The 25,603-nt window shown below is 60.7% G+C and carries 22 protein-coding genes; 9 read left to right on the forward strand and 13 right to left on the reverse strand.

Translation table 11 applies throughout. The annotated features are described in order from the left end of the window. Nucleotides 1-110: 110 nt before the first annotated feature. From ACVWVP_RS15675 to ACVWVP_RS15685, 3 genes are all read right to left on the reverse strand, one after another. Nucleotides 111-977, reverse strand: coding sequence for a carboxylate/amino acid/amine transporter (locus tag ACVWVP_RS15675; RefSeq protein WP_178926095.1), 867 nt, complete (start codon nt 975-977; stop codon nt 111-113). A gap of 203 nt (nt 978-1,180) precedes the next feature. Further along, nucleotides 1,181-1,780, reverse strand: a complete 600-nt coding sequence (locus tag ACVWVP_RS15680) for an FMN-dependent NADH-azoreductase (protein ID WP_457407036.1) — start codon at nt 1,778-1,780, stop codon at nt 1,181-1,183. Nucleotides 1,781-1,931: 151 nt separating this feature from the next. Further along, the gene (locus ACVWVP_RS15685; protein WP_259172951.1) at nt 1,932-2,246 is read right to left on the reverse strand and encodes a 3-phosphoglycerate kinase; all 315 of its coding nucleotides are present in this window, start codon (nt 2,244-2,246) and stop codon (nt 1,932-1,934) included. Between the two features lie 49 nt (nt 2,247-2,295). Here ACVWVP_RS15685 and ACVWVP_RS15690 point away from each other — a divergent pair, with 49 nt between their 5' ends. The 5 genes from ACVWVP_RS15690 (at nt 2,296) to aqpZ (ending at nt 7,483) form a co-directional block, all read left to right on the forward strand. Then, nucleotides 2,296-3,219, forward strand: coding sequence for a LysR family transcriptional regulator (locus ACVWVP_RS15690; protein ID WP_178925278.1), 924 nt, complete (start codon nt 2,296-2,298; stop codon nt 3,217-3,219). Between the two features lie 14 nt (nt 3,220-3,233). Beyond that, a complete protein-coding gene (locus tag ACVWVP_RS15695) occupies nt 3,234-4,037 on the forward strand; it encodes an alpha/beta fold hydrolase (RefSeq protein WP_178925280.1) in 804 nt (267 codons plus the stop codon). 3 nt (nt 4,038-4,040) lie between these two features. Next, complete coding sequence (locus ACVWVP_RS15700; protein ID WP_178925282.1) at nt 4,041-4,604, forward strand: peptidylprolyl isomerase; 564 nt, start codon at nt 4,041-4,043, stop codon at nt 4,602-4,604. 83 nt (nt 4,605-4,687) lie between these two features. Continuing rightward, complete coding sequence (locus ACVWVP_RS15705; protein WP_457407041.1) at nt 4,688-6,520, forward strand: ABC transporter ATP-binding protein; 1,833 nt, start codon at nt 4,688-4,690, stop codon at nt 6,518-6,520. A 261-nt stretch (nt 6,521-6,781) separates the two neighbouring features. Continuing rightward, nucleotides 6,782-7,483 carry an aquaporin Z gene (gene aqpZ, locus ACVWVP_RS15710; protein ID WP_259172954.1) on the forward strand — a complete coding sequence of 234 codons (702 nt, stop codon included), beginning with the start codon at nt 6,782-6,784 and terminating at the stop codon, nt 7,481-7,483. Between the two features lie 91 nt (nt 7,484-7,574). Here the strand turns inward: aqpZ and ACVWVP_RS15715 are convergent, their stop codons facing one another. Next, nucleotides 7,575-8,699: a GNAT family N-acetyltransferase gene (locus ACVWVP_RS15715; protein WP_457407043.1), complete on the reverse strand. Its 1,125-nt coding sequence runs from the start codon at nt 8,697-8,699 to the stop codon at nt 7,575-7,577. 282 nt (nt 8,700-8,981) lie between these two features. On the opposite strand from ACVWVP_RS15715, the gene ACVWVP_RS15720 reads away from it, so the two are divergent. Further along, nucleotides 8,982-10,304, forward strand: a complete 1,323-nt coding sequence (locus ACVWVP_RS15720; protein WP_178925561.1) for a putative porin — start codon at nt 8,982-8,984, stop codon at nt 10,302-10,304. A 121-nt stretch (nt 10,305-10,425) separates the two neighbouring features. Here the strand turns inward: ACVWVP_RS15720 and ACVWVP_RS15725 are convergent, their stop codons facing one another. The 5 genes from ACVWVP_RS15725 to aceK form a co-directional block, all read right to left on the reverse strand. Next, a complete protein-coding gene (locus ACVWVP_RS15725; protein ID WP_178925562.1) occupies nt 10,426-10,659 on the reverse strand; it encodes an anti-sigma factor family protein in 234 nt (77 codons plus the stop codon). After that, the gene (locus tag ACVWVP_RS15730; RefSeq protein ID WP_176996277.1) at nt 10,653-11,267 is read right to left on the reverse strand and encodes an RNA polymerase sigma factor; all 615 of its coding nucleotides are present in this window, start codon (nt 11,265-11,267) and stop codon (nt 10,653-10,655) included. Before ACVWVP_RS15730 ends, ACVWVP_RS15725 begins: the two co-directional genes overlap by 7 nt. 130 nt (nt 11,268-11,397) lie before the next feature. Beyond that, nucleotides 11,398-12,519 (reverse strand): beta-ketoacyl-ACP synthase III, encoded by a 1,122-nt coding sequence (locus ACVWVP_RS15735; RefSeq protein ID WP_178925563.1) that lies wholly within the window; start codon nt 12,517-12,519, stop codon nt 11,398-11,400. A gap of 358 nt (nt 12,520-12,877) precedes the next feature. Further along, a complete protein-coding gene (hrpA, locus tag ACVWVP_RS15740; RefSeq protein ID WP_259172956.1) occupies nt 12,878-16,789 on the reverse strand; it encodes an ATP-dependent RNA helicase HrpA in 3,912 nt (1,303 codons plus the stop codon). Nucleotides 16,790-16,944: 155 nt separating this feature from the next. Further along, complete coding sequence (aceK, locus tag ACVWVP_RS15745) at nt 16,945-18,654, reverse strand: bifunctional isocitrate dehydrogenase kinase/phosphatase (protein WP_259172957.1); 1,710 nt, start codon at nt 18,652-18,654, stop codon at nt 16,945-16,947. A gap of 463 nt (nt 18,655-19,117) precedes the next feature. On the opposite strand from aceK, the gene ACVWVP_RS15750 reads away from it, so the two are divergent. Both ACVWVP_RS15750 and ACVWVP_RS15755 read left to right on the forward strand, forming a co-directional pair. After that, entirely contained in the window at nt 19,118-20,680 is a 1,563-nt protein-coding gene (locus ACVWVP_RS15750) for a methyl-accepting chemotaxis protein (protein ID WP_372339951.1), read from the forward strand. A gap of 52 nt (nt 20,681-20,732) precedes the next feature. Further along, nucleotides 20,733-21,620, forward strand: coding sequence for a DMT family transporter (locus ACVWVP_RS15755; RefSeq protein WP_178925567.1), 888 nt, complete (start codon nt 20,733-20,735; stop codon nt 21,618-21,620). 91 nt (nt 21,621-21,711) lie between these two features. On the opposite strand, the gene ACVWVP_RS15760 is transcribed toward ACVWVP_RS15755, so the two are convergent. Together ACVWVP_RS15760 and ACVWVP_RS15765 are read right to left on the reverse strand one after the other, a co-directional pair. After that, nucleotides 21,712-22,572 carry a DMT family transporter gene (locus tag ACVWVP_RS15760; protein ID WP_457407048.1) on the reverse strand — a complete coding sequence of 287 codons (861 nt, stop codon included), beginning with the start codon at nt 22,570-22,572 and terminating at the stop codon, nt 21,712-21,714. 96 nt (nt 22,573-22,668) lie between these two features. After that, entirely contained in the window at nt 22,669-22,989 is a 321-nt protein-coding gene (locus tag ACVWVP_RS15765; protein ID WP_259172960.1) for a hypothetical protein, read from the reverse strand. Here ACVWVP_RS15765 and ACVWVP_RS15770 point away from each other — a divergent pair, their 5' ends adjacent. Then, nucleotides 22,990-23,778 (forward strand): CPBP family intramembrane glutamic endopeptidase, encoded by a 789-nt coding sequence (locus tag ACVWVP_RS15770; RefSeq protein WP_178925570.1) that lies wholly within the window; start codon nt 22,990-22,992, stop codon nt 23,776-23,778. Nucleotides 23,779-23,843: 65 nt separating this feature from the next. On the opposite strand, the gene ACVWVP_RS15775 is transcribed toward ACVWVP_RS15770, so the two are convergent. Together ACVWVP_RS15775 and ACVWVP_RS15780 are read right to left on the reverse strand one after the other, a co-directional pair. Beyond that, nucleotides 23,844-24,959 (reverse strand): glycosyltransferase family 4 protein, encoded by a 1,116-nt coding sequence (locus tag ACVWVP_RS15775; RefSeq protein WP_218647208.1) that lies wholly within the window; start codon nt 24,957-24,959, stop codon nt 23,844-23,846. Beyond that, entirely contained in the window at nt 24,956-25,591 is a 636-nt protein-coding gene (locus ACVWVP_RS15780) for an acetyltransferase (RefSeq protein ID WP_457407051.1), read from the reverse strand. The genes ACVWVP_RS15775 and ACVWVP_RS15780 overlap by 4 nt, the downstream gene beginning before the upstream one ends. Nucleotides 25,592-25,603 lie beyond the last annotated feature (12 nt).

Here is a 25,603-nt window from a genome sequence, read left to right on the forward strand (position 1 = left end):
GTAGGCGCGAGCTTGTGTGGGAGCGGGCTTGCCCGCGAAGGCTGTGTATCAGTCAGCACATCCTTCTCTGACACCCCGCATTCGCGAGCAAGCCCGCTCCCACACGGGTTTCAGTGTGAGGCTGGCTGCTTGCGCGCACCCAACCGACTGATCCACACCGCCCCCACAATCACCAACCCGCCCAACGCCAGCCTCCCCAGCGGCTCATGCTGGTTCCAGATCAGCAGGTTCAGCAGCAACCCCACCGGCACGTGCAGGTTGTTCATCACCGCCAGGGTGCCGCCCTGTACCAGGCACGCGCCTTTGTTCCACCAGTACATGCCCAGCGCAGTGCTGACCAAACCGAGGAACACCAGCACGCCCCATTGCAACGGGGCTTCGGGCAGGAAGTTGGCTTTGCCGAACATCAGGAATGCCGGCAGCACCACGATCAAGGCGCCCAAGTAGAAGTAGCCGAAGCGACGATAATGCGGCAGGTCGCTCGGGTAACGCGCCACCAGGTGCTTGTACATCACTTGGCCTGCGGCATAGGTGAAGTTGGCCAGTTGCAGCAGCAGGAAGCCACCGAGGAAGTTCGGGGTGATCTGGTCGAAGCGAATCACTGCCGCCCCCGCGACGGCCACCAGTGCCGCCACCAGCGCCCACGGGTTGAAGCGCCGGTTAAGGGCGTCTTCGATCAGCGTCACGTGCAACGGTGTGAGGATGGTAAACAGCAACACTTCCGGCACCGTCAGCACGCGAAAGCTCAGGTACAGGCACACATAGGTCACACCAAATTGCAGCGCACCGATCATCAGCATGCCGCGCATGAAGGCCGGTTCCACCGAACGCCAACGGGTCAGGGGGATAAACACCAGGCCGGCCAGCACCACGCGCACCAGCACCGCGAAGTAACTGTCGACGTGACCGGCGAGGTATTCGCCGATCAAGCTGAAGGAAAATGCCTGAATCAGGGTGACAACCAGTAGATAGCCCATGCGCGCCTCGTTTCGAATGGGCGGGACATTAAAGGTTTTCGGGGCGACACGAAACTCGGGGCAAAAAAAAACCCGACCTCGCTATAGCGTCAGTCGGGCAGGAGCACTCAGGAGCAACAAGTGCAAAGGGAGGTTCTTACGCGTACTTGAAGGGTTTGCGTGGGCTTAGATAAACACCGCGCGATTATCTGACGATTAAAGGATCACGCGACCTGCGCCAACAGCGCCTTGGCGTGGTTGATGCCCTTCTCCTGGAAGTCGCCGCTCAGGTTCACCCCTTCGGCGTGAATGAAGGTGACGTCGTGAATACCGATAAAGGCCATGACCTGGCGCAGGTAGGGTTCCTGGTGATCGGAGCTGGCGCCGGTGTGAATGCCGCCGCGGGCAGTCAGCACGATGGCACGCTTGCCGGTGAGCAAACCCTGAGGACCGGTGGCGGTGTACTTGAAGGTGACACCGGCGCGCAACACGTGGTCCAGCCAGGCCTTGAGGGTGCTCGGGATGGCGAAGTTGTACATCGGCGCAGCCATCACCAGCACGTCGGCAGCCAACAGTTCGTCGGTCAATTCGTTGGAGCGGTCCAAGGAAGCCTGTTCCACAGCGCTGCGCTGTTCAGTCGGTTTCATCCAGCCGCCGAGCAGGTTGGCGTCCAAGTGCGGGACCGGGTTGAGGGCCACGTCACGTACGGTGATCTGATCCGCCGGGTGGGCGACCTGCCATTGGCTGATGAACTGCTGGGTCAGTTGGCGGGAGATTGAATCCTGCGGGCGGGCGCTGCTTTCGATGATCAGAACGTTGGACATGGCTACGTAGGCTCCATCTGTAATTGCTGTAAGTCGATGGAGAAAAGATTAACCAGGGCCCATTCGATAAAAAAGCGCAAAAAACTGCTATAACCCATCTATAAATTTGTTTATAAGCGGAGTATTGCTGTAGGCATGCTCCGCCACTGCTTTATTTCGGTGCGCAAGCCAAGGCGATCCGCATCTTGATAATGGCGCGGCTGAACTTGACCGTGGTGTTGGTGCTTTTGCCAGCCGGCACCGTGACCTTGCGCATGCGCGGCGATTCCGGGCCATTGGTGAAGGTTACCGAACACACGGCATCGTTGGTGCCGTAGTTATTGAGCTGGATCGAACTGATGTCGCCGTCCACGTCGGAAGCGGTGTAGTCCACTTTCACGCCGTCGATCTTTTTCGTCACGTCGATGGGGTAGGCAAAGGCGCTCAGCGGCAGCATCGCCAGCAACACACAACAGAATTTTCTCATTCGGCAGTCTCCAATAAGGACTGCCAGCTTAGGACAAGAGGAGCTCATCTTGAAAGCGCCCCGCGTTACCCTTGATCAATGGCGCACGCTGCAAGCCGTGGTCGACCACGGTGGCTTCGCCCAGGCGGCTGAAGCGCTGCACCGTTCGCAGTCCTCGGTGAGCTACACCGTGGCCCGCATGCAAGACCAGCTCGGCGTGCCGCTGCTGCGCATCGACGGGCGCAAGGCCGTGCTGACCGACGCCGGTGAAGTGCTGTTGCGCCGCTCCCGGCAACTGGTGAAGAACGCCAGCCAGCTGGAAGACCTTGCTCACCATATGGAGCAGGGCTGGGAAGCCGAAGTACGCCTGGTGGTGGACGCCGCCTACCCCAACGCGCGCCTGGTGCGCGCCCTCACCGCCTTCATGCCGCAAAGCCGGGGCTGCCGTGTGCGCCTGCGTGAAGAGGTGCTGTCGGGTGTCGAGGAGTTGTTGCTCGATGGCATGGCCGACCTGGCCATCAGCGGGTTCATCATCCCGGGTTACCTGGGCACGGAAATGAGCGATGTGGAATTTATCGCCGTGGCCCATCCCGACCACTCGTTGCACCGCCTCAATCGCGAGCTGAGTTTCCAGGACCTGGAGAGCCAGATGCAGGTGGTGATCCGCGACTCCGGCCGCCAGCAACCACGGGACGTCGGCTGGCTGGGCGCCGAGCAGCGCTGGACCGTCGGCAGCCTGCCCACCGCCGCCACCTTCGTCAGCAGCGGCCTGGGCTTTGCCTGGTTGCCCCGGCACATGATCGAGCGCGAACTCAGCGAGGGCCTGCTCAAGCAGCTACCCTTGGAAAAAGGCGGCAGCCGCAACCCGACCTTCTACCTGTATTCGAACAAGGACAAACCCCTGGGCCCGGCCACGCAGATCCTGATCGATCTGCTGCGCACCTTTGACACCGCGCCCCTGGATGCACCTTTCGCCGCGCCACAACAAGCCTGAAACGGAGTTCACCCATGGCCTGGTTCGACCATGAAGGCTGCAGCCTGCACTACGAGGAATACGGCCACGGCACGCCGCTGATCCTGATCCACGGCCTGGGCTCCAGCAGCCAGGACTGGGAACTGCAGATCCCGGTGCTGGCCAGGCACTACCGCCTGATCGTGGTGGACGTGCGCGGCCATGGGCGCTCCGACAAACCCCGCGAACGCTACAGCATTCAGGGTTTTACCTTTGACCTGTTGGCCCTGATCGAACACCTCAACCTGCCACCCGCCCATGTGGTGGGCTTGTCCATGGGCGGCATGATCGCATTCCAATTGGCGGTGGACGAACCGAGCCAGGTCAAGAGCCTGTGCATCGTCAACAGCGCCCCCGAGGTCAAGGTGCGCAGCGCCGATGATTATTGGCAATGGGCCAAGCGCTGGAGCCTGGCGCGGGTGCTCAGCCTAGCCACCATTGGCAAGGCCCTGGGCGACCGGCTTTTTCCAAAGCCGGAGCAGGCCGACCTGCGCCGCAAGATGGCCGAACGCTGGGCAAAAAACGACAAACGTGCTTATCTCGCCAGCTTCGATGCGATTGTGGGCTGGGGCGTGCAGGAACAACTTTCCCGAATTGCCTGTCCTACGCTGGTCATCAGCGCCGACCACGACTACACCCCCGTGGCGCAGAAAGAAAACTATGTAAAACTGCTGCCCGATGCGCGGCTGGTGGTGATCGAGGATTCCCGCCATGCCACGCCCTTGGATCAACCCGAAGTCTTTAACGCTACCCTGCTCGATTTTCTAAAGACAGTCGAAACCACTACCCAGGATCACTGACCCATGTTGAAAAAAATCGCCTTCTTCGCCGGTTCCGTTCTGTTCGCTGCCAACCTGATGGCCGCCGAGCCTGCCAAGGCGCCCCACGTGCTGATCACCACCACCAACGGTGACATCGAAATCGAACTGGACCCGGTCAAGGCGCCGATCAGCACCAAGAACTTCCTGGCCTATGTCGACAAGGGCTTTTACACCAACACGATTTTCCACCGCGTGATCCCGGGTTTCATGGTCCAGGGCGGTGGTTTCACCGCGCAGATGTCGCAGAAGCCGACCGAAGCGCCGATCAAAAACGAAGCCAGCAACGGCCTGCATAACGTACGTGGCACCCTGTCCATGGCCCGCACCAATGACCCGAACTCGGCCACCAGCCAGTTCTTCATCAACGTGGCCGACAACGCCTTCCTCGACCCGGGCCGTGACGCCGGCTATGCCGTGTTCGCCAAAGTCGTCAAAGGCATGGACGTGGTCGACATCATCGTCAACTCCCAGACCACCACCAAGCAGGGCATGCAGAACGTGCCAATCGATCCTGTCGTGATCAAGTCGGCCAAGCGCATCGACTGAGGTCTGCAGGTAGCTTCGCGTGGTGCCCACAAGGCACCGCGCGCATTTGAACAGGAGAGCCCGCCAGGCGGGCGTCAACCCTAATGCTCTATCGTCGTTTTGAACAACTGATCGATATCTTCCGCGACGCTCCCAGCGCGGCCCCTCCCGATAAAGTCCTGCCCTTCTACCTCTACTACCTGCGCCAGGTATGGCCGCACTTCGCCGCCCTGCTGGTGGTGGGCCTGATCGGCGCGTTGATCGAAGTGGCGTTGTTCAGCTACCTGAGCCGCATCATCGACCTGGCGCAGGGCACGCCGCCCGCAGACTTCTTCCAGATCCACAGCAGCGAGCTGATCTGGATGGCCGTGGTCGCCCTGTTGTTGCGCCCGATCTTCGGCGCCCTGCACGACCTGCTGGTGCACCAGACCATCAGCCCGGGCATGACCAGCCTGATTCGCTGGCAAAACCACAGCTATGTGCTCAAACAGAGCCTTAACTTCTTCCAGAATGACTTCGCCGGGCGTATCGCCCAGCGCATCATGCAAACCGGCAACTCCCTGCGCGACTCCGCCGTGGCCGCCGTGGACGCGATCTGGCACGTGGCGATCTACGCCATCAGTTCCCTGGTGCTGTTTGCCGAAGCCGACTGGCGCCTGATGATCCCGCTGGTGACCTGGATCATCTGCTACAGCCTGGCGCTGCGTTACTTCGTGCCTCGCGTGAAGGAACGCTCGGTGATTTCCTCCGAGGCGCGCTCCAAGCTGATGGGCCGCATCGTCGACGGCTACACCAACATCACCACCCTGAAGCTATTCGCCCATACGAGCTATGAGCAGGAGTACGCCAAGGAAGCGATCGTCGAGCAGACCGAGAAAACCCAGCTGGCCAGCCGCGTGGTGACCAGCATGGACATCGTGATCACCAGCATGAACGGCCTGCTGATCGTGACCACCACCGGCCTGGCCTTGTGGCTGTGGACCCAGTCGCTGATCTCCGTGGGCGCCATCGCCCTGGCCACCGGTTTGGTGATCCGTATCGTCAACATGTCCGGCTGGATCATGTGGGTGGTCAACGGCATTTTCGAAAACATCGGCCAGGTGCAGGACGGGCTGAAGACCATCGCCCAGCCACTGGCGGTGATCGACCGCGAGAACGCGCCGCGCCTGAGCGTGCCCCACGGCGAAGTACGTTTTGAGCAGGTGGATTTCCACTATGGCAAGAAGAGCGGGATCATTGGCGGCCTGAACCTTGAGATCAGGGCCGGCGAGAAGATCGGTCTGATCGGCCCCTCCGGTGCGGGCAAGTCGACCCTGGTCAACCTATTGTTGCGCCTTTACGACCTGCAAGGCGGACGTATCCTGATCGACGGCCAGAACATTGCCGAAGTCGCCCAGGAGTCGTTGCGCGAGCAGATCGGCATGATCACCCAGGACACCTCGCTGCTGCACCGTTCGATTCGCGACAACCTGCTGTACGGCAAGCCCGAGGCCACCGACGAAGAACTCTGGGCCGCCGTGCACAAGGCGCGGGCCGATGAGTTCATCCCATTATTGTCCGACTCCGAAGGCCGCACCGGGCTGGACGCCCACGTGGGCGAACGCGGGGTGAAACTCTCCGGTGGGCAACGCCAGCGCATTGCCATCGCCCGCGTGCTGCTCAAGGACGCGCCGATCCTGATCATGGACGAAGCCACCTCGGCCCTGGACTCGGAAGTGGAAGCGGCGATCCAGGAGAGCCTGGAAACCCTGATGCAAGGCAAGACGGTGATAGCGATTGCGCACCGGTTGTCGACCATTGCGCGCATGGACCGCCTGGTGGTGCTGGAGAAAGGCCAGATCGCCGAGAGCGGCAGCCATGCCGAGCTGCTGGCCCATGGCGGGCTGTATGCGCGATTGTGGCATCACCAGACCGGGGGGTTCGTCGGCATCGACTGACCCCTGTAGGAGCCGGCTTGCCGGCGATGGCGGCCTTGAATCTTGCAACGCTATTAAGGGCCTCATCGCCGGCAAGCCGGCTCCTACAGTTTAAATAGCGCCAGGTCCCGGTTTTAAAGGGCCTGGCGCTTTTTTATGGCCTGGAATTGTGGCGTAACCATGCTGTACTCACAGCAGTGCCCAGAGGGGTGCTGAAGTAAATCTGCAGGGAGCATCACTGATTTACTGATTCGGTAGAGCGATCTATCAAGGACGGGCTTCATGTCTTTGTTCAAACGTTCAGTGACGGAGGGGTTAGGTACGTTTTGGCTGGTGTTGGGCGGTTGCGGGAGTGCGGTGTTGGCCGCAGCATTTCCCGCAGTCGGGATCGGGTTGCTGGGTGTGGCCCTGGCGTTCGGGCTCACGGTGCTGACCATGGCGTTTGCCATCGGCCATATCAGCGGTTGTCACCTCAACCCGGCGGTGTCGGTGGGGCTGGTCGTGGGCGGGCGGTTTCCTGCCCGGGAATTACCGGCGTACATCGTCGCGCAGGTCATCGGCGGCACCGTCGCTGCTGCGCTGCTGTACTTCATCGCCAGCGGCAAACCAGGCTTCGAACTGGCCAGCGGCCTGGCGTCCAACGGCTATGGCGAGCATTCGCCGGGAGGTTATTCCCTGGCAGCGGGGTTTGTCTGTGAGCTGGTGATGACGGCGATGTTCGTGCTGATCATCCTCGGCGCCACCGACCGTCGTGCCCCACCGGGCCTTGCGCCCATCGCCATCGGCCTGGCCCTCACGTTGATCCACTTGATCTCCATTCCCGTGACCAACACCTCGGTCAACCCGGCCCGCAGTACGGGCCCGGCGCTGATCGTCGGCGGGTGGGCGATCCAGCAGTTGTGGATGTTCTGGCTCGCGCCGATCCTGGGCGCGGTGATTGGCGGCGTGACCTATCGATGGCTCGGCAAGGAGGAGCCGGCCTGAGCATACGGGCGCTGTAGTGAGCGGGCTTGCCCCGCGCCGCGATGTAACTGACACACCGCGGCGCGGGGCAAGCCCGCTCACTACATTCACCTTATGCCTGTCGGTAGGGCAGCGCTGCCCGCGCCTCTTCGGCATAGGCATGAATGCCCACGCGTTCACGCTCGAGAAAATCCTCCACGGCATTCTTCAACCCGGGATGGCGCAGGTAGTGCCACGATCGGGTGATCACCGGCTCGAAGCCGCGAATCAACTTGTGCTCGCCCTGGGCACCGGCGTCGAAGCGCTGCAAGCCTTCGGCGATGGCGTAGTCCATGCCCTGGTAGAAACAGGTTTCGAAATGCAGACGGTCAAACTCAGCCAGGCAACCCCAATAGCGGCCGTAGAAGCTGTCGCCACCAATCAGGCTGAACGCCATCGCCACCGGGCGCGAGCCTTGTTTGGCCAGCACCACACGGATCGCTTCGGGCATGCGCTCGGCCAGCAGGCTGAAAAACGCGCGGGTCAGGTAGGGAGACTGGCGACGTACCGCGTAGGTATTGGCGTAGCAGGCGTAGACAAAGTCCCATTGCGCCTCGCTCAGTTCATGGCCTTTCAGCCATTCAAACGCGATGCCCTGCCCCGCCACTTGCTCGCGCTCTTTGCGCATCTGTTTGCGCTTGCGTGAACTCAACGCATCAAGAAAATCCTGGAAGTCGCGATAGCCACGGTTTTGCCAGTGAAACTGACAACCCAGGCGCTGCAACCAGCCCGGCTGTTGTGCCAGCGCTTCGTCAGCCAATGGATCGGTGAAGTTGATGTGGGCGCTGGAGAGCCCTTCGATTTCCAGGTAACCCGGCAACGCCTTGAGCAACTCGAAACCGTCCTGGGCATTCGCCGCCAGCAGGCGCGGCCCGCTGACCGGGCTGAACGGCACCGCCGTGAGCAGCTTGGGGTAGTAGTCGATACCGGCGCGCTCACAGGCGTCCGCCCAGCCATGGTCGAACACGTACTCGCCGTAGGAATGCCACTTGCGGTAACTGGGTAACGCCGCCACCAGGCGTTCGCCCTCCCAATGCAGCAAATGCTCCGGCTGCCAGCCCGATTGCGGGCCCAGGCTGGCACTGTCTTCCAGCGCGCTCAGGAACGCATGCCGCACAAACGGTTGGGCCTGCGGCACCAGGGCATCCCAGGCCTGCGGGGCGATTTCGGACAGGCTGTCCAGGCGTTGCAACGGCATCGGCATCCTCACTACGTCGGGGCGTGAAAGCCTGGCGAGTATCGCTTATCGCCGGGGTTCGCACACCTTCAAATGGCGCGACAAAACCCATGCCAGTTAGTTCCTTCTTAAATTATTTGTCATCTACATGACATCACTTAGCCACTGCTCCGTCATAAACGATCGTGATACTGACGCCTGTTTTTAGAGCGCCCGGTTATACCGAGCGGCTACTTGTCCGTCCGAAATCGGTCGGTTGTGTCCTGGATGGTTTGCCATCCCTCCTCACTTTCGGAGATTGATATGCGTCTTGCTTCCACTAAAACTGCGGCGCTCCTGTGCGGCGGCCTGCTACTGGCCCTGAGCATTCCGGCCAACGCCGCAGTCGACGCTAAATTGCTCGACATGCTCAAGGCCAACGGCCAGATCACCGCTTCGCAGTACACCGAGCTGCAAGCGGAATTGGCCAAAGACCAGAAAGAAAAGCAGATCGCACAGCAAGCTCAACAAGAGACCAACGAGCAGATCGCGGCCACCGCGAAAAAAACCAACGAGCTGAGCAGCTTCGACCAGAAGCTCGCTTGGGCTGCCAAGACTCAGTTCAAGGGTGACGTGCGTTTCCGTCAGGAAACCGTGAAGATCCAGGGCGAATCCAACAACGGCGGCCGCGACAAGGACCGTCAGCGCATCCGTGCCCGCCTGGGCGCGTACACCGAAATCAACTCCCAAGTTGATACCGGCATCCGTATCGCCACCGGCAGCAGCGACGACGCTCGCTCCACCAACCAGGACCAGGACAACTACTTCGACAAGAAGTCGATCTGGCTGGACCTCGGCTACATCGACTACCACCCTGACCAGATCAAGAACCTGCACGTGATTGGCGGCAAGATGCTGCAACCGTGGGTCAACATGGGCGACGTGATCTGGGATAGCGACATCAACCCCGAAGGTCTGGCACTGACCTACAAATACCCTCTGGGTAGCAGCGCCGAGCTGTTCGGCAGCATCGGTAACTACAACCTCAAGGACAACGTCGACGGCGACGGCGTGCAATTCCGTCACGACCTGCGCCTGACGTCCGGCCAGTTGGGGACCCGCTTCTCGGTCACCGACAACCTGAAACTGACCCTGGGCGGCAGCGTCTACGCCTACCAGAACGACAAGGACAGCCGCTGCACCACCACCACGACGCCGTGCGCACTGGCCGTCAACGGCAACTCGGCGGACAACGAATTCCGTCTGTACGAAGGGTTTGCCCAGGCTGACATCGGTGGCCTGGCAGTGCCGCTGGCGTTCTACGGCCAGTACGTGAAGAACAACGACGCTGTGACCGACCAGGACACTGCCTGGTTGCTGGGTGCCAAGTCCAAGGTGTTCGGTTTCAACCTGGACTACAACTACCGCGACATTCAGCGTAACGCGGTCGTGGGTGCCTTCACCGACTCTGACTTCGCCAACGGCACCACCGGTTCCCGTGGCCACAAGTTCAAGGTCAGCTACGACATCGACAAGAACTTCGCCTTGGGCGCCACGTACTTCCTGACCAAGGCTGACTTCTCCAGCCGTACTCAGCGCGACGCCAACACCAACACCCTGCAGTTGGATGCTGAAGCCAAGTTCTGATTCAGCACGTAACACGCCTTGGGCCAGGACGGCCCGAGGCGCCTTTCACAGCCTCGCGTGAATGGGTCGGTCCCCATCATCCGTTCGACTCCGTCACGCGAGTCTGCCTTTACCCCCGCCTTTACTGATCCTTCAGCCGCTCGGCCGCCAGGCGTTCAGCCAGCGCGTCCACATCCTTGACCGGTTCCTCCGGCATGATCTTCAGCGTCGCCTGCATCAGGCGCATCTGGCGGATAAAACGCCGGCAGTTGGGGCAGAACATCAAGTGATGACGCACCAGCAGACGCTCGCGAAAGGTCAATTGCCCGTCGAGATAATCACTGGACCGCGCCACTTGTTCTTTACAGGTCAACATTCGCCCGTTTCCTCAAAATGCTCCACCGTGGCGAAGACTTTAAGCCGTGCTCGATGCAACAGCACACGGACATTGGAGAGCGAGAGCGTCAGAAGATTACAGATCTCTTCCAATTCCAGCCCCTGGCGTTCACGCAACACCAGCACGCTGCTTTGCAATTCGGACAAACTCAGGATCGTATGCTCCAGGCATTTGCGCAGTTCATCCTCGGTCAACAGGGCCTCGGGCGTGTCCTGGTGCCAGGCATACGGGGCGACCGCCCAATGACCGTCGTCCGGCACGAAGCGGTCATCGCCGATGGTGCCGTGGGGTGACGGCAAGTCGTCGAGCAGCACTTCGCGGCGATTCTGTTTGTAGCGGCCCTTGGCAGAGTTGGCGGTGATGGTCAGCAGCCAGGTCTTGAGGCTGGAACGCCCTTCGAACTTGGCCAGGTTGCGCACCACCGACAACCAGGCGTCCTGCACCACTTCATCGGCATGGCGCTGGCCGACGATGGCGTAGGCCACTGCACGCATGGCACTTTGGTAGGTGGTGACCAGCTCCTTGTAGGCGCGTTGCTCACCCTTGAGCAGCCGTTCAAGCAGGTGCGTGTCGTCCGCTGCTGCCATCGTTTACCTCAATCCTGCTGTGGAAATCCGATACCTGTGGGAGCTGGCTGGCCTGCGATAGCGGCGGTGAATTCACCCTCGTCATCGCAGGCCAGCCAACTCCCACATTGGACCGTGACCGGCTGATGGATCAGCGTTTGCGCAGGATCACGCTGCCAATCGAATAACCCGCACCGAAGGAGCTCAGTACCGCGACGGAGCCCTTGGGCAGGTCGTCCTGGTAGGTGTGGAAGGCAATCACCGAACCGGCCGAGCTGGTATTGGCGTAAGTATCGAGAATTACCGGCGCTTCTTCCACTGTGGCTTCGCGGCCCAGCAGTTTCTTCACAATCAGGTGGTTCATGCTCAGGTTGGCCTGGTGCAGCCAGAAGCGTTTAACGTCGGCCACGTTCAGCTGGTTTTCTTCCAGGTGCACGCCGATCAGTTCGGCCACCATCGGGCAGACGTCGCGGAAGACTTTGCGGCCTTCCTGCACGAACAGCTTGTCGGGCGCGCCGATGCCCTCTTCCGCGGTGCGGTTGAGGAAGCCAAAGTTGTTGCGGATGTTATTGGAGAACTTGGTCAGCAGCTTGGTGCTCACCACGTCGAACTGGTGCTCGGAGGTCGCCAGGTCGGCACGCTCCAGGACCACGGCGGTGGCCGCGTCGCCAAAGATAAAGTGGCTGTCGCGGTCGCGGAAGTTCAGGTGGCCGGTGCAGACTTCCGGGTTGACCATCAGGATCGCACGGGCCTGGCCCAGCTGGATGCTGTTGGCGGCGTTTTGGATGCCAAAGGTGGCCGACGAGCACGCCACGTTCATGTCGAAGCCGAAGCCTTCGATGCCCAGGGCTTCCTGGACTTCAATGGCGATGGCCGGGTAGGCACGCTGCAGGTTGGAGCAGGCGACGATCACGCCGTCGATGTCGGCCGCGGTCTTGCCGGCACGTTGCAGGGCCTGTTCGGCAGCGCCGACGGCCATCTGGCAGAGCACCGACCACTCGTCGTTGCTGCGCTCGGGCAGACGCGGGGCCATGCGCTGCGGGTCGAGAATGCCGTCCTTGTCCATCACGAAGCGGCTCTTGATACCCGATGCTTTTTCAATGAACGCCGCGCTGGATTCGGTCAGCGCCTGCACATCACCGCGCTCGATGGCGGCGGCGTTGTCGCTGTTGAACTGTTGCACGTAAGCATTGAAAGACTGCACCAGCTCTTCGTTGGAAATGCTGTTGGCCGGGGTGTACAGGCCGGTGCCGCTGATGACGACGTTATGCACGGTCGTTCCTCTAAATCTGTCAGGCAGAAGATATTGGTACCGTCGTACCAAACTTTAAGTCGTTCGATGCAGTCCAGCGGGCATCAAACTGGCAACGCTTTATTCCATCGCGCCGTGGCTGCGCACCAGCCTGTCACGACGATCCCGGCATTTATAGGCGCGAAGTTTGCCACAAACCTCGATATTTGGCGCTATCTGCGGACAAACACCGGTTTGCCTTGGCATGCATTCAATTGTGGGAGCGAGCTTGCTCGCGAAAGCTGAGTGTCAGTCAGTACATCTGTTGACTGACTCACCGTATTCGCGAGCAAGCCCGGTCCCACACAAACCCGTTCCCACAGGGAATTTGTGTTGTGTATCAGGCTTCGACCAGGCTCCATTGCTTGCTCAGGCGCTTGTCGGAAATCGGCACTTTGGTGCCCAACTGCTGGGCAAACAGCGACACCCGGTATTCCTCCAGCCACCAGCGGTACAGCTCTAGCTGGGGGTCGCGCTTGCCTTCCTGGGCATGCTTTTTCAGGCGGTTTTCGTACTGGGTCCACAGGCCGGCCAGCTCGCCGCTCCACACCCGGTCCTTTTGCACCTGGCTCGGCAGCTTCTCCAGGCGCAGTTCGATGGCCTTGAGAAAACGCGGCAACTCCTTGAACCATTGCGCCGGGGTTTCCCGCACAAAACCGGGATAGACCAGGTGGCTCAACTGCTGCTTGATATCGTTCAAGGCCACGGCCTGGGCCAGGTCGATCTTGCCCTTGAAGCGCTTCTGCAGGCCGTGCCAGAGTTTCAGCACGTCCAGGGTCAGGCGCGCCAGGCGCTCGGCGTGTTCGGTCCAGCTGCCGCGCTTGCGCTCGGCCAAGGCCGCCAAACCGGCGCCATCACGTGGCAGGCTGGCTTCGCCTTCGAGCACGCAGGTGTCGAGGCTGGCCAGCAGAATGTCTTCCACCAGCGCATCAATGCGCCCCAGTTCGCGGTACATCAGGCCCAGCTCGGTCAGGCCCGGCAGCTTGCCGCGTAGGAACTTGGCCGGTTCGGCCAGTTGCTGCATCAGCAAACGCTGCAACGCACGGCGGTGCTGGAATTCGGCCTCGGCAGCCGTGGAAAAACGCCCTTCCTTGACCGTACCGTTTTCTTCCACCAATGCCGGGTACACCGTCATCGACAGGCCGGCGATCTTTTGCTGGGTCTTCTCGGCCACTGCCGCGAACACCTTGGCCTCCACCGGCTGCTGGCTCTTGGCGGTTTGCGGCACGGCCAACGCAGCCTGGCTGGCCTCGGCAAACCGCGCGGTCAGCTCGGCCAGGTCGCGGCCTTCGCCGAGGAACTTGCCCTGGCCGTCGACCACTTCCAGGTTCATCTTCAGATGGTTTTCCACCTGTTGCGCCGCTTCCGCCCAGGCTTCGTCGCTGACCCGAGCGCCAGTCATGCGCAATAACTCGCGACCCAGTGCCAGGGGCAGCGAGCCCTGGCCGAATTCGATGCGTTGCAGCGCGGCCTTGACGAAGTCCGGCACCGGCACGAAATTCTTGCGCAGCGCCTTGGGCAGGTTGCGCACCAGGGCGATGCACTTGGCTTCGATCACGCCCGGTACCAGCCATTCCAGGCGTTCTGGCGGCAAGGCTGGCAAGAGCGGCGCCGGCACGCGCAAGGTCACGCCATCGCGGGGGTGGTTGGGCTCAAAGTGGTAACTCAACGCCAGCTCCAGGTCACCCAGGTGCAGGGTGTCCGGGTAATGCAGGGCGGTGACTTCACTGGCCTCGCGGGCCAGCACGTCTTCTTCGCGCATGATCAACAACTGCGGGTTCTTCTGGCTGTTGACCTTGTACCAGCTGTCGAACGTGGCGGTCTGATGGATCTCGGCCGGCAGCCGCGCGTCGTAGAAGGCGTAGAGGGTTTCTTCGTCGGCCAGGATATCGCGGCGACGCGCCTTGGCTTCCAGCTCGTCCAGCTGCTCCAGCAGTTGCTGGTTGGCCGTCAGGCACTTGGCGCGGGACTGAATTTCACCCCGCACCAGGCCTTCACGGATAAACAACTCGCGGGACACCACCGGGTCGACCGGCCCGTAATGCACCGGCCGGCGCCCGACCACAATCAGCCCGAACAAGGTGATCTGTTCAAACGCCACGACCTGGCCGCGCTTCTTCTCCCAGTGGGGCTCGAAGTGGTTCTTCTTGATCAGGTGCCCGGCCAACGGTTCGATCCAGTCGGCATCGATCTTGGCCACCATGCGCGCATAGAGCTTGGTGGTTTCCACCAGCTCGGCGGTCATCAGCCATTGTGGGCGCTTCTTGCCGATGCCCGACGACGGGTGAATCCAGAAGCGCCGCTGACGCGCGCCCAAGTAGTCACCGTCTTCGGTTTTCTGGCCGATCTGGCTGAGCAGGCCGGAGAGCACGGCCTTGTGCAGTTTCGGGTAGTCGGCCGGGTCCTTGTTGATCGAGAGCTGCATATCACGGCAGATCAGGCTCAACTGACGATGGGAGTCACGCCACTCGCGCAGGCGCAGGTAATTGAGGAAATTCTTGCGGCACCAATTACGCAGCGGGCTGGCGGTCAATTCCTGGCGTTGCTCTTCAAAACCACGCCACAAATTGACCAGGCCGGCGAAGTCCGAGTCGGCGTCCTTCCACTGCGCGTGGGCCTGGTCGGCGGCCTGTTGACGCTCCGGTGGGCGCTCGCGCGGGTCCTGGATCGACATGGCACTGGCCACGATCAACACTTCCTGCAAGCTGCCGAGCTTGGCCGCTTCGAGCAGCATGCGGCCCATGCGCGGGTCCACCGGCAGGCGCGCCAGTTGGCGGCCCAGTGGCGTGAGCTGGCTGTTGCGGTCCACCGCCGAGAGTTCTTGCAGCAGGTTGAAACCGTCGCTGATGGCCTTGCCATCCGGTGGCTCGATAAACGGGAAGTCGGTGATCTCGCCCAGGCGCAGGTGCAGCATCTGCAGGATCACGGCGGCGAGGTTGGTGCGCAGGATCTCGGGGTCGGTAAACTCCGGGCGCCCGATAAAATCTTCTTCGCTGTACAGGCGCACGCAAATGCCCGGCTCAACCCGGCCGCACCGGCCTTTACGTTGGTTGGCACTGGCCTGGGAAATCGCCTCGATCGGCAGGCGCTGCACCTTGGCGCGGTAGCTGTAGCGACTGATGCGCGCGGTGCCGCTGTCGATCACATACCGAATGCCCGGCACCGTCAGCGAGGTTTCCGCAACGTTGGTGGCCAGCACCACGCGGCGGCCCGGGTGGGATTGGAAGATGCGCTGCTGTTCGGCCGGCGACAGGCGCGCGTACAGCGGCAAAATTTCGGTGTGCTTGAGTTGGGCCTTGCGCAGCATGTCGGCGGCGTCGCGGATTTCGCGCTCGCCCGGCAAAAACACCAGCACGTCGCCCGGGCTGCGCCGCTCACTGCGCTCATAGGCGGCGATTTCATCGAGGGTGGCGAGGATCGCCTGGTCGACGGTGAGGTCGTCCTCGACGCGGTTGCCCTCCTCGTCCTGTTCCAGGGTCAGCGGGCGGTACCAGGTGTCGACCGGGAAGGTACGGCCCGACACTTCGACAATCGGTGCGTCGTCAAAATGCTTGGAGAAGCGTTCCAGGTCGATGGTCGCCGAGGTGATGATGACTTTGAGGTCCGGGCGACGCGGCAACAGGGTCTTCAGATAGCCCAGCAGGAAGTCGATGTTCAGGCTGCGTTCGTGGGCTTCGTCGACGATGATCGTGTCGTAGCGTTCCAGGTAACGGTCGTTCTGGGTTTCCGCCAACAGGATGCCGTCGGTCATCAGCTTGATCAGGGTGTTGGAATCGCTCTGGTCTTCGAAGCGCACCTGGTAGCCGACCAGCGCGCCCAGCGGTGTGCCCAGCTCTTCGGCGACCCGGCTGGCCACGCTGCGCGCCGCGATCCGGCGCGGCTGGGTGTGGCCGATCAGGCCGAACTGGCCACGGCCGATTTCCAGGCAGATCTTCGGCAACTGGGTGGTTTTGCCCGAGCCGGTTTCACCGGCAATGATCAGCACCTGATGCTTGTTCAGGGCCTCTTTGATTTCATCACGCTTGGCGGCAATCGGCAGGCTGTCGTCGTAACGAATCACCGGCAGGCTGGCACGCCGCGCCGTGACCTGGGCGCAGGAGGCCTGCATGCGCGCGACCCATTGCGCCAACTTGTCCTCGTCGGGCTTCTTGCGCAGCTCAAGCAATTGCCGCCGCAAGCGGTGGCGGTCGGCGAGCATGGCGTGATCGAGGGTTTTGAGCAGTTGGTCGATAGTGGGCGCTTGGTCAGTCATCAGCTACTTGGCGGTCATCTGTATAGGCACGGCCGCCAAGTGTGGCAGAAAAGCGCCTCGTCTGGCAGGCGGCTGAGCGGCATCAAGGATAAACCGACTCAAATGTGGGAGCGGGCCCGCTCCCACACCAGCCTGTGCCCACAGGAGGGTAGGTATTACAGAGGGTCTTTGCGCCGGTAAGGAAACACATCAATGACTTTGCCGGCGCGGATCGCCTCCTGCAGACCCTTCCAGTAGTCGGCATTGTACAACTCGCCGTGCAGCTCATCGAACAGCTGGCGCTGGCTGGCGTCGGCAAACAGGAAGGGCGGGAATTCTTCGGGGAACACATCCAGCGGGCCGATGGAGTACCAGGGCTCGGAGGCCATTTCGTCCTCGGGGGTGCGCGGCGCAGGGATATGGCGGAAGTTGGCCTCGGTGAGAAAGCAGATTTCGTCGTAGTCGTAGAACACCACGCGACCGTGACGGGTGACGCCGAAGTTTTTCAGCAGCATGTCGCCAGGGAAGATATTCGCCGCCGCCAATTGCTTGATGGCCAGGCCGTAATCTTCCAGGGCTTCGCGCACCTGGGCGGGGTTGGCGTTGTCGAGGTAGAGGTTGAGTGGGGTCATGCGCCGTTCGGTCCAGCAGTGGCGGATCAGCACCGTGTCGCCTTCTACTTCGACGGTGCCGGCCGCGACTTCCAGCAACTCGGCCAGGCAGTCGGGTTCGAACTTGCTCAGGGGAAAACGGAAATCGGCGAACTCCTGGGTATCAGCCATGCGCCCGACCCGGTCGACACTTTTAACCAGCCGATACTTCTCGATCACCGTGGCACGGTTGACGTTTTTCGACGGCGAAAAACGGTCCTTGATGATCTTGAACACCGTGTTGAAGCCCGGCAGGGTAAACACGCTCATGACCATGCCACGCACGCCCGGGGCCATGATGAAGCGATCATCGGTGGTGGCCAGGTGGTTGATCAGCGCACGGTAGAACTCCGACTTGCCGTGTTTGTAGAAGCCGATGGAGGTGTACAGCTCGGCGATGTGCTTGCCCGGCAGGATGCGCTTGAGAAAGCCGATGAATTCCGCCGGCACCGGCACGTCGACCATGAAGTAGGAACGGGTGAACGAGAAGATAATCGACACGTCGGCTTCGTCGGTGATCAGGGCATCGATCTGGATGCCGTGCCCTTCGCGGTGCAGCAACGGGATCGCCAGCGGCCACTGTTCGTCGCGGGTATAGAGGCGGCCCACCAGGTAGGCGCCTTTGTTGCGGTAGAGCACCGAAGAGAACAGCTCGACGTTGAGGTCCGGGTCCTTGCACACCCAGTCCGGCAGATTTTCCCGCAGTTGGGCTTCGAGGCGGCGCAAGTCAGCCGGCAGGTCGGCGTAGGGTTCGCTGAAGCGGTAGTCGGCAAACACCTGCGCCAGCATCTGGGCAATCTTGCCATTTGGCGTGTAGGTGCGGGTTTGCGCCGCCCGCGCCCGGCGCAGGCTGGGCCGGGTGGTGTGGATGAACATGCAGCCGTCGCTGATCAGGTCGTGGCTGAACAGGCCGCAGAATATCGAGTTGTACCAGGTCTCGGACAATTCATCGTCAAAGCGCAAGTCGATCAGGCCGATGTAGGCGCTTTTGACCAGGGGCCAGGCGTCCACCTCCAACAGCACCGCGTCATCGAAGCTGGCTCGCAGGCGCGCCGTGACTTCACCGACCTTTTCTTCATACAGGTTGATCCGCGCCGCCGACGCCGCCTGCCCTTGCTGCCACTGAGCCTTCTCGAACCGCTCGCGGGCACCGTCGGTGATCTGGCGGAAATGCTCACGGTAGTCGTCGAAGCCATCGAGGATCATCCGGGCGATGGCGGGAGCAGATTGCGACATGCGGGAAACCTCTGGCGGGCATCTGGAAGCCCTGAGCTTAGCCAGTGAATAGAAGCAGGAGAAGGAGGATTTTTCGCGGCAGGTTGTACAGGTTTGCGCACTTCGTACATTTATTTTCAAATTTCACAATTCGACCACTCGGTCAGAAAACGCACCAAAAAGTCGCACGAATCGCTACCCGCCTTCGCCTGTACGCCTGGAATGACGTGGCTTGGCGCTTTTGCGCAATAAAATCTGCCATGTCACTGAGGTTAACCGTTTGTAACCATCTTGATACAGCGTAAGGGAAACCCTGATTACCACCTTAGTGGCACTTTGATATATAGCGCGCCCTCTCCCACCCTAACAAGGTCTGAAGACCGATCCGGGAACAGGTTCTAATCGCCCAAGGAGCATTGAGATGTCATTGAGGAACATGAGGATCGGATTGCGTGCCAGTCTGAGTTTTGGGGTTTTGGCCAGCATGCTGGTGATTGTCGGCCTGTTTGGTTTGGGGCAGATGGCCAAGCTGCGCGAAAGTGCGCTGGTCATCGAGGATTCGTGGATGCCGAGCATCGAGAGCATCCACGACGCCGCCGCCTGTATCGCCAGCATCCGCCTGGAGGCCTTGCGCCTGGCGACCACCGACGAGTCCCGGGTACGCGATAACAGCAAAAGCCTGATCACTCGCCAGCGCAGCGAACTGCAAACCCTGCTCGATCACCATCAAGACCTGCTCAGCGGCGATGAAGAACGCGAGATGCTTACGCAACTCAAGGCCAACGTGAACACCTATTTGACCATCGTCGGGCAGATGGTCGCCCTGGTCGACAAGGACCAGCAGCAGGACGCCATCGACTTGCTCACCAGCCGCCTGGCGCCCCAGGGCACGGTCCTCAATAAAAGCCTGGAGGACATGATCACCTTCAACCAGAAAGGCGTGGAAGACGCCGCTGGCCTGGCCGCGCAGATGTACACCAACGCCCAGTGGGTAGTCGGTTTGATCATTGTGTGCGCCCTGATTGCCACCCTTTTACTGGCCTGGCTGCTGACCCGCAGCATCACTGCGCCCATCGGCCAAGCCTTGGCCGTGGCCCGCACCATCGCCGGTGGCGACTTGAGCCAGCCGATCGTAGTGCACGGGCAGGACGAACCGGCGCAATTGCTGACCGCACTCTCCACCATGCAGGTGCAACTGCAAACCACCATCCGTGGCATCAGCGAGTCGGCGCAGCAGCTGGCCTCTGCCGCCGAAGAGATGAGTTCGGTGATGGAACAGAGCACCCGCGGCCTGCAGGCGCAGAACGATGAAATCGAACAAGCCGCCACGGCCGTGAACGAGATGAGCGCGGCGGTGGACGAGGTGGCAGGCAATGCGGTGTCCAGCGCCGAGGCGTCCAAGGCCTCCGATGAGGACAGCAAGCACGGCCACTACCAGATCAGCGAAACCATCAGCTCAATCCAGAACCTGGTGGACGAAGTGCTCGGTGCTTCAACCAAGGCCGAAGGCCTGGCCGTGCAGGCCCAGGACATCAGCAAGGTGCTGGAAGTGATCCGTGGCATCGCCGGGCAAACCAACCTGCTGGCATTGAACGCAGCGATTGAAGCCGCCCGCGCCGGTGAAGCCGGGCGCGGTTTTGCGGTGGTCGCCGATGAGGTGCGTTCCCTGGCACAACGCACCCAGGACTCCACCGAAGAAATCGAGCAGATGATCACCGGTATCCAGCAAGGCACCCAAGGCACCGTCGAGGCGCTCAACAGCAGCGCCGAACACGCCGGCCAGACTCTGCAGCGGGCCAACAGCGCCGGCAGCGCCCTGGAAAAAATCACCGCCGCCATCTCGCAGATCAGCCAGCGCAACCTGGTGATCGCCAGCGCTGCCGAGCAGCAGGCGCTGGTCGCCCGCGAAGTGGACCGCAGCCTGGTGAACATCCGCGATCTGTCCACCCAAACGGCTGCCGGCGCCACGCAGACCTCGGCCGCCAGCCAGGAACTGTCGCGCCTGGCGGTGGACCTGAATGGGCTGGTCACACGGTTTGTCCTGTAATCCGTCAAGGCGTCGTGCAACACTCGCCGCCTGATGGATGTAGGAGTATTTCGTGAGACCTGTCGACACCCTGTACCTGCTGGGGCTGGCTGCTATCTGGGGCGCCAGCTTCCTGTTCATGCGCATCATTGCGCCCGAGATCGGCACCGTGCCGACGGCGTTTTTTCGCGTGTCGATTGCCGCCGCCGGTTTGCTGGTGATCCTGGCGGCGATGCGGGTGAACTGGGATTTCCAGGGCAAGTTCAAGACAGTGTTGCTGCTGGGGGTGATCAACTCCGGAATTCCCGCGACCATGTACTCGGTGGCAGCCCAGGTGCTGCCAGCGGGTTACTCGGCGATCTTCAACGCCACCACGCCGTTGATGGGTGTGTTGATCGGCGGGCTGTTCTTCAGCGAGCGCCTCACCCCGTCAAAGATCGCCGGGGTGACCCTGGGCCTGTTTGGCGTAGGCGTGCTGACCCGCGCCGGACCGGTGGCGTTTGACCTGCAATTGTTGATGGGCGCGCTGGCCTGCCTGCTGGCGACCACGTGCTACGGTTTTGCCGGGTTCCTGGCGCGGCGCTGGCTGGATCAGCGCGGAGGCCTGGACAGTCGCCTGTCAGCGTTGGGCAGCATGCTCGGCGCGACGTTGTTCCTGCTACCGTTCTTTGCCTACAGCGCCATCCAACAGCCGCCCGCCAGCTGGGGTGGGTGGCAGGTGTGGTTGTCGTTGCTGGGGCTTGGGCTGGTGTGCACGGCGTTTGCCTACATTCTTTACTTCCGACTGCTGTCGTCCATCGGGCCGGTGAAGTCGATGACAGTGACCTTCATGATTCCGCCGTTTGGCGTGTTGTGGGGGGCGTTGTTGCTGGATGAGCCGTTGTCGATGGCGCATCTGTATGGCGGGGTGTTAATTGCGGGGGCGCTTTGGCTGGTGCTACGCCCCAAAAAAATCTTGTAGGAGCCCGGCTTGTCGAATCGTCGCACCGCGGCGATAGCGATCTAAATGACGCCATCGCCGGCAAGCCGGGCTCCTACAGTGGAGGGTGGTGTCAGTTTTTACGGAAGACGAACACCAGGCCGATGATGATCAACCCCATCCCCAGCAGGCTCAACATCGCCAGCTTGTTGCCGAAGATCAGGTAGTCCATCACCGCCGTCACGGCCGGCACCAGGTAGAACAGGCTGGTGACATTCACCAGGTTGCCCCGGGCGATCAGGCGGTACAGCAACAGCGTTGCCAGCAAAGACACCACCAACCCCATCCACAGCACCGGCACGAAAAAGCCCGTGCTGTGCTCAAAGTGGAAGGGTTGGAACGGCACGAATACCGCGCACAACAGCAATCCAGCCAGGTATTGCACCGGCAGTGTGCCCAAGGGGTTATCGGTGATGCGCTTTTGCATGATCGAACCAAAGGTCATGCTGGCCAATGCCAGCAGCCCGAACAGCATCCCCGCCAAGGACATCCCCGACATGCCGATGCCTTGGTAGACCACCATGATCAACCCCGCCAGGCCCAGCCCCAGGCCGAACATCCGGCGCCAGGAACGTTGGCGCTCCATCAGCACCACGGTGAGGATCGGTTGCACGCCCATGATGGTTGCCATCACCCCAGGCGTGACTTTGAGGTCGAGGGCCAGCAGGTAAAAAATCTGATAAGCCCCCAGCAGCACCAGCCCGGTCGCCGCCGCATACAGCAGGGGTTTGCCGGGGCGCGGCCACTTCAACTTGAGAGCCGGCACCAGGATCACCAGGCCCGCGAGGGCGATGGCAAAGCGGATCAGCAGGAACGCAAAGGGTGACGCATGGGCCAACCCCCACTTGGAGAAAATCGCCCCGCTGCTCCACAGCAGGACAAACAGGCTCGTCGAGGCCGCCGCGGCCACGGATTGTTTCGAAAGAACAGACATGGTTACCACCTGTCATCAGGCAAAAAAAGCCGATTCAGCAGACGCTGAAATGCATTAGGTTTTTTTCAGGCGGGCAGACGGGAGCAGCGAAGCTGATCAGCCCGAAATGCCAACACCCGGCGGTGATACGACTGCGTACACCGACGTGCTGCTGACAGGAGGCGGGTAATGACTGATCTGCGCAGGCTGCTTTTCCCCGCACGGCACGACCACAGCGTTGACCGCTGAATCGACTACCGCTATGCGCTGGGAAGCTGGCATGTGCTGATCTTTTGAAGGGATGAAGACGCCGCGACTATAACCAGCCGCAAACATATTTTGCAATAACTCCTCCGGATCTTTTTGCGTGGAGGAGTTTTCATGCGGCGGCAAAACACCGGTCGCTATAATGCCGCCGGGTTTTTCCAAGGATTTCACATGATCGCTCTGCCCTGGCTGTACCTGGTGCTTCTCTCCATTGGCTACTCAGTGGCCTTGATCTACGGGCAACTGGGCCTGCTCGCGGCCGTCTCGGTCGGCCTGTTGCTGATCGCCGGCTACGCGGTGCGCCAGCAACGCACGCCGTGGGCGCGCTACCTTGGCCATGGCCTGTTCATCGTCCTGGCCTTGGGCCTGGCGATGCACTGGCTGCCGGGTTTCTACAACGGGCGCGGCATCGACCCGCAACGGTTTACCCCGGACGCCGTACCGTTCTCGATGTACCTGAACCAGGACAAGCCGCTGATCGGATTCTGGCTGCTGCTGGCCTGCCCGTGGATCGTGGCACGGCGCACGTTGCGCCTGTCGATTTGCGTGGCAGCACTGGCGTTGGCCCTGACGGCGGTTGCAGCGCTGGGTGGGGCGGCATTGCTGGGGATTGTCAGCTGGGCGCCGAAATGGCCGGAACAGGCCTGGCTATGGGTACTGAACAACCTGTTGCTGGTGACCTTGGTAGAAGAAGCGCTGTTTCGCGGCTACGTCCAAGGGGGCTTGAGCCAACGCTTCAAGCACCTGCCCTACGGGGAGAACCTCGCACTCTTGCTCGCCTCATTGCTGTTCGGCCTGGTGCACCTAGGCGCGGGCTGGCATTGGGTACTGCTGGCGAGTATCGCCGGAGTCGGCTATGGCCTGGCTTATCGGTTTGGCGGATTGGGGGCGGCGATCGCCACGCACTTCGGTTTGAATCTGCTTCACTTCGGGTTGTTCACGTACCCGATGCTGAGTTGATGCCCCGAGAGCGACCCAGAACGCCAGGAGATTGAAACGGACGCATGGCGTTCTGCTGACTTTCGTCAGGCCGTTGACAGCAAAGAACGGTAGACCTGAGCATAAGAGTCGACCATTTGATTCGCGGTAAACTCCTTTTCGAAACGCAAGGCTGCTCGAACCCCCATCGCTTGGCTTTCTACAGGGTTCTCCCATAACCAGATCATTGCCTGTGCCAACGCATGTGTATCACCCGGTGGAACCACCAACCCCGTTTCTCCTGCAATGTTTATATACGTCGTTCCGGTGCCGATTTCACAAGAAATAAGAGGCTTACTGAACATCGCGGCCTCCAGCAACGAAACGCCAAATGCTTCAGAACGCAGATGAGAAGGGAACACCAGGCCAAAGCAAAGCGTCAGCAGCGCAGTTTTATCTTCATCAGGCAAGCCTCCCAAAAAGTGCACGTTCGTAAGACCGAGTTTTATCGCCTGGGCTTTTAACTGCAGCTCCATCGGGCCTTGCCCCAAGATAACGATTGGAAAACGCACTGTACGAGCAGCCTCGAGCAAATACTCCAAACCTTTGTAATAACGCAGGGCGCCGACAAAAAGAAAAAATCGTCCTTGGAATATAGTGTTCCAATGCTTCAACTTTTCCGGCGACACCTGCGGATAAGTCCCTCTCCCCAGGCCAATCGGTATCACCGTTACTTTATCCAGGAAGTGCTGCAATACCGGACTGGTTTCTACATACTTCGGAGACGTGGCAATAATACGATCGACATTGCTTAAAAACTTATTCATCAACGGGCGATAAAACTTCAACAGTGTCTTCTGCTTCACGATATCCGAGTGGTAACTCACCACCGTTGGCTTGCGCACACGAGTAGCAAAATGGACCACATCCATAAAAGGCCATGGAAAATGATAATTGATGATATCCACACCTTCGACCAACTCATGAAAGTCTTTAAACGCTGACAACGAAAAGCCCGTCGAAGCAATATTCAAATCCAGTTTTGATGTGTGAGCCAAGTGCTCACCCACCTCGACATTACGGGAAGCGCCATGCTCACTCAATGAGAGTACTTGTGCAGTAATTCCATGCGCACGACCACCTTCCGACAGTTGAAAAATAAACTGCTCCACCCCGCCCATGGTGCGCGGATAATAGGTCTTGAAAAAATGGAGAACTTTCAACGTTGCCCTTCCCTTCTTATCTGCTTCGCTGGCACTCCCACATAGACTCCAGGTTCGGTCAAGTTACGGTGAGCGCAGGCGCCTGCGCCTAAGGTAACGCCGTCACCTACCGTCAACCCATCAATAACCGTTGACCCTGCGCCTATAAAACACCCCTTTCCAATCTGACACCTTCCTGCAACAGCGGCTTTGATAGAGATATGGGTAAAATCACCTATCGTGCATTCATGCTCGACAATGGCTCCCGTATTGATAACGCACCCCTGACCAACAGATGCCATAGGGCCTACGTGAGCGTGATGGCCAATGAAAGATCCTGGCCCCAGCGTTGCGCCAAAACCCAGTGTCGCCGTTGGCGAAATGATCGTTGCTAATGGCCAACCCAGCTGAGCGGCCCATTCGCATTGGGCTTGCCGTTGCACGCTATCACCTGAGGCAGGCATGACGGACCACCCGTCCAATCGACCTTTATCCCAACTCGGCAGAACAGGAAACGCTCCAAAGGTTTCATTTGGACGCGCATTGATATCAACAAAGCAAAGTTGCTTTATCCCTACCGCCAACGCAACATCAGCAACGGCACGGGCATGGCCACCGAAGCCAAGGATGAGCAAACCAGTCAGGGGGGGCATAGGCCTTACTCT

Source organism: Pseudomonas sp. TE24901, from assembly GCF_054058375.1.

Excerpts from the sequence above, each read along its gene's own strand:
- ACVWVP_RS15675 (WP_178926095.1), bottom strand. The coding sequence starts at position 977 with ATGGGCTATCTACTGGTTGTCACCCTGATTCAGGCATTTTCCTTCAGC.
- ACVWVP_RS15680 (WP_457407036.1), bottom strand. The coding sequence starts at position 1,780 with ATGTCCAACGTTCTGATCATCGAAAGCAGCGCCCGCCCGCAGGATTCA.
- ACVWVP_RS15685 (WP_259172951.1), bottom strand. The coding sequence starts at position 2,246 with ATGAGAAAATTCTGTTGTGTGTTGCTGGCGATGCTGCCGCTGAGCGCC.
- ACVWVP_RS15695 (WP_178925280.1), top strand. The coding sequence starts at position 3,234 with ATGGCCTGGTTCGACCATGAAGGCTGCAGCCTGCACTACGAGGAATAC.
- ACVWVP_RS15700 (WP_178925282.1), top strand. The coding sequence starts at position 4,041 with ATGTTGAAAAAAATCGCCTTCTTCGCCGGTTCCGTTCTGTTCGCTGCC.
- ACVWVP_RS15705 (WP_457407041.1), top strand. The coding sequence starts at position 4,688 with ATGCTCTATCGTCGTTTTGAACAACTGATCGATATCTTCCGCGACGCT.
- aqpZ (WP_259172954.1), top strand. The coding sequence starts at position 6,782 with ATGTCTTTGTTCAAACGTTCAGTGACGGAGGGGTTAGGTACGTTTTGG.
- ACVWVP_RS15715 (WP_457407043.1), bottom strand. The coding sequence starts at position 8,699 with ATGCCGTTGCAACGCCTGGACAGCCTGTCCGAAATCGCCCCGCAGGCC.
- ACVWVP_RS15720 (WP_178925561.1), top strand. The coding sequence starts at position 8,982 with ATGCGTCTTGCTTCCACTAAAACTGCGGCGCTCCTGTGCGGCGGCCTG.
- ACVWVP_RS15725 (WP_178925562.1), bottom strand. The coding sequence starts at position 10,659 with ATGTTGACCTGTAAAGAACAAGTGGCGCGGTCCAGTGATTATCTCGAC.
- ACVWVP_RS15730 (WP_176996277.1), bottom strand. The coding sequence starts at position 11,267 with ATGGCAGCAGCGGACGACACGCACCTGCTTGAACGGCTGCTCAAGGGT.
- hrpA (WP_259172956.1), bottom strand. The coding sequence starts at position 16,789 with ATGACTGACCAAGCGCCCACTATCGACCAACTGCTCAAAACCCTCGAT.
- aceK (WP_259172957.1), bottom strand. The coding sequence starts at position 18,654 with ATGTCGCAATCTGCTCCCGCCATCGCCCGGATGATCCTCGATGGCTTC.
- ACVWVP_RS15750 (WP_372339951.1), top strand. The coding sequence starts at position 19,118 with ATGCTGGTGATTGTCGGCCTGTTTGGTTTGGGGCAGATGGCCAAGCTG.
- ACVWVP_RS15760 (WP_457407048.1), bottom strand. The coding sequence starts at position 22,572 with ATGTCTGTTCTTTCGAAACAATCCGTGGCCGCGGCGGCCTCGACGAGC.
- ACVWVP_RS15770 (WP_178925570.1), top strand. The coding sequence starts at position 22,990 with ATGATCGCTCTGCCCTGGCTGTACCTGGTGCTTCTCTCCATTGGCTAC.
- ACVWVP_RS15780 (WP_457407051.1), bottom strand. The coding sequence starts at position 25,591 with ATGCCCCCCCTGACTGGTTTGCTCATCCTTGGCTTCGGTGGCCATGCC.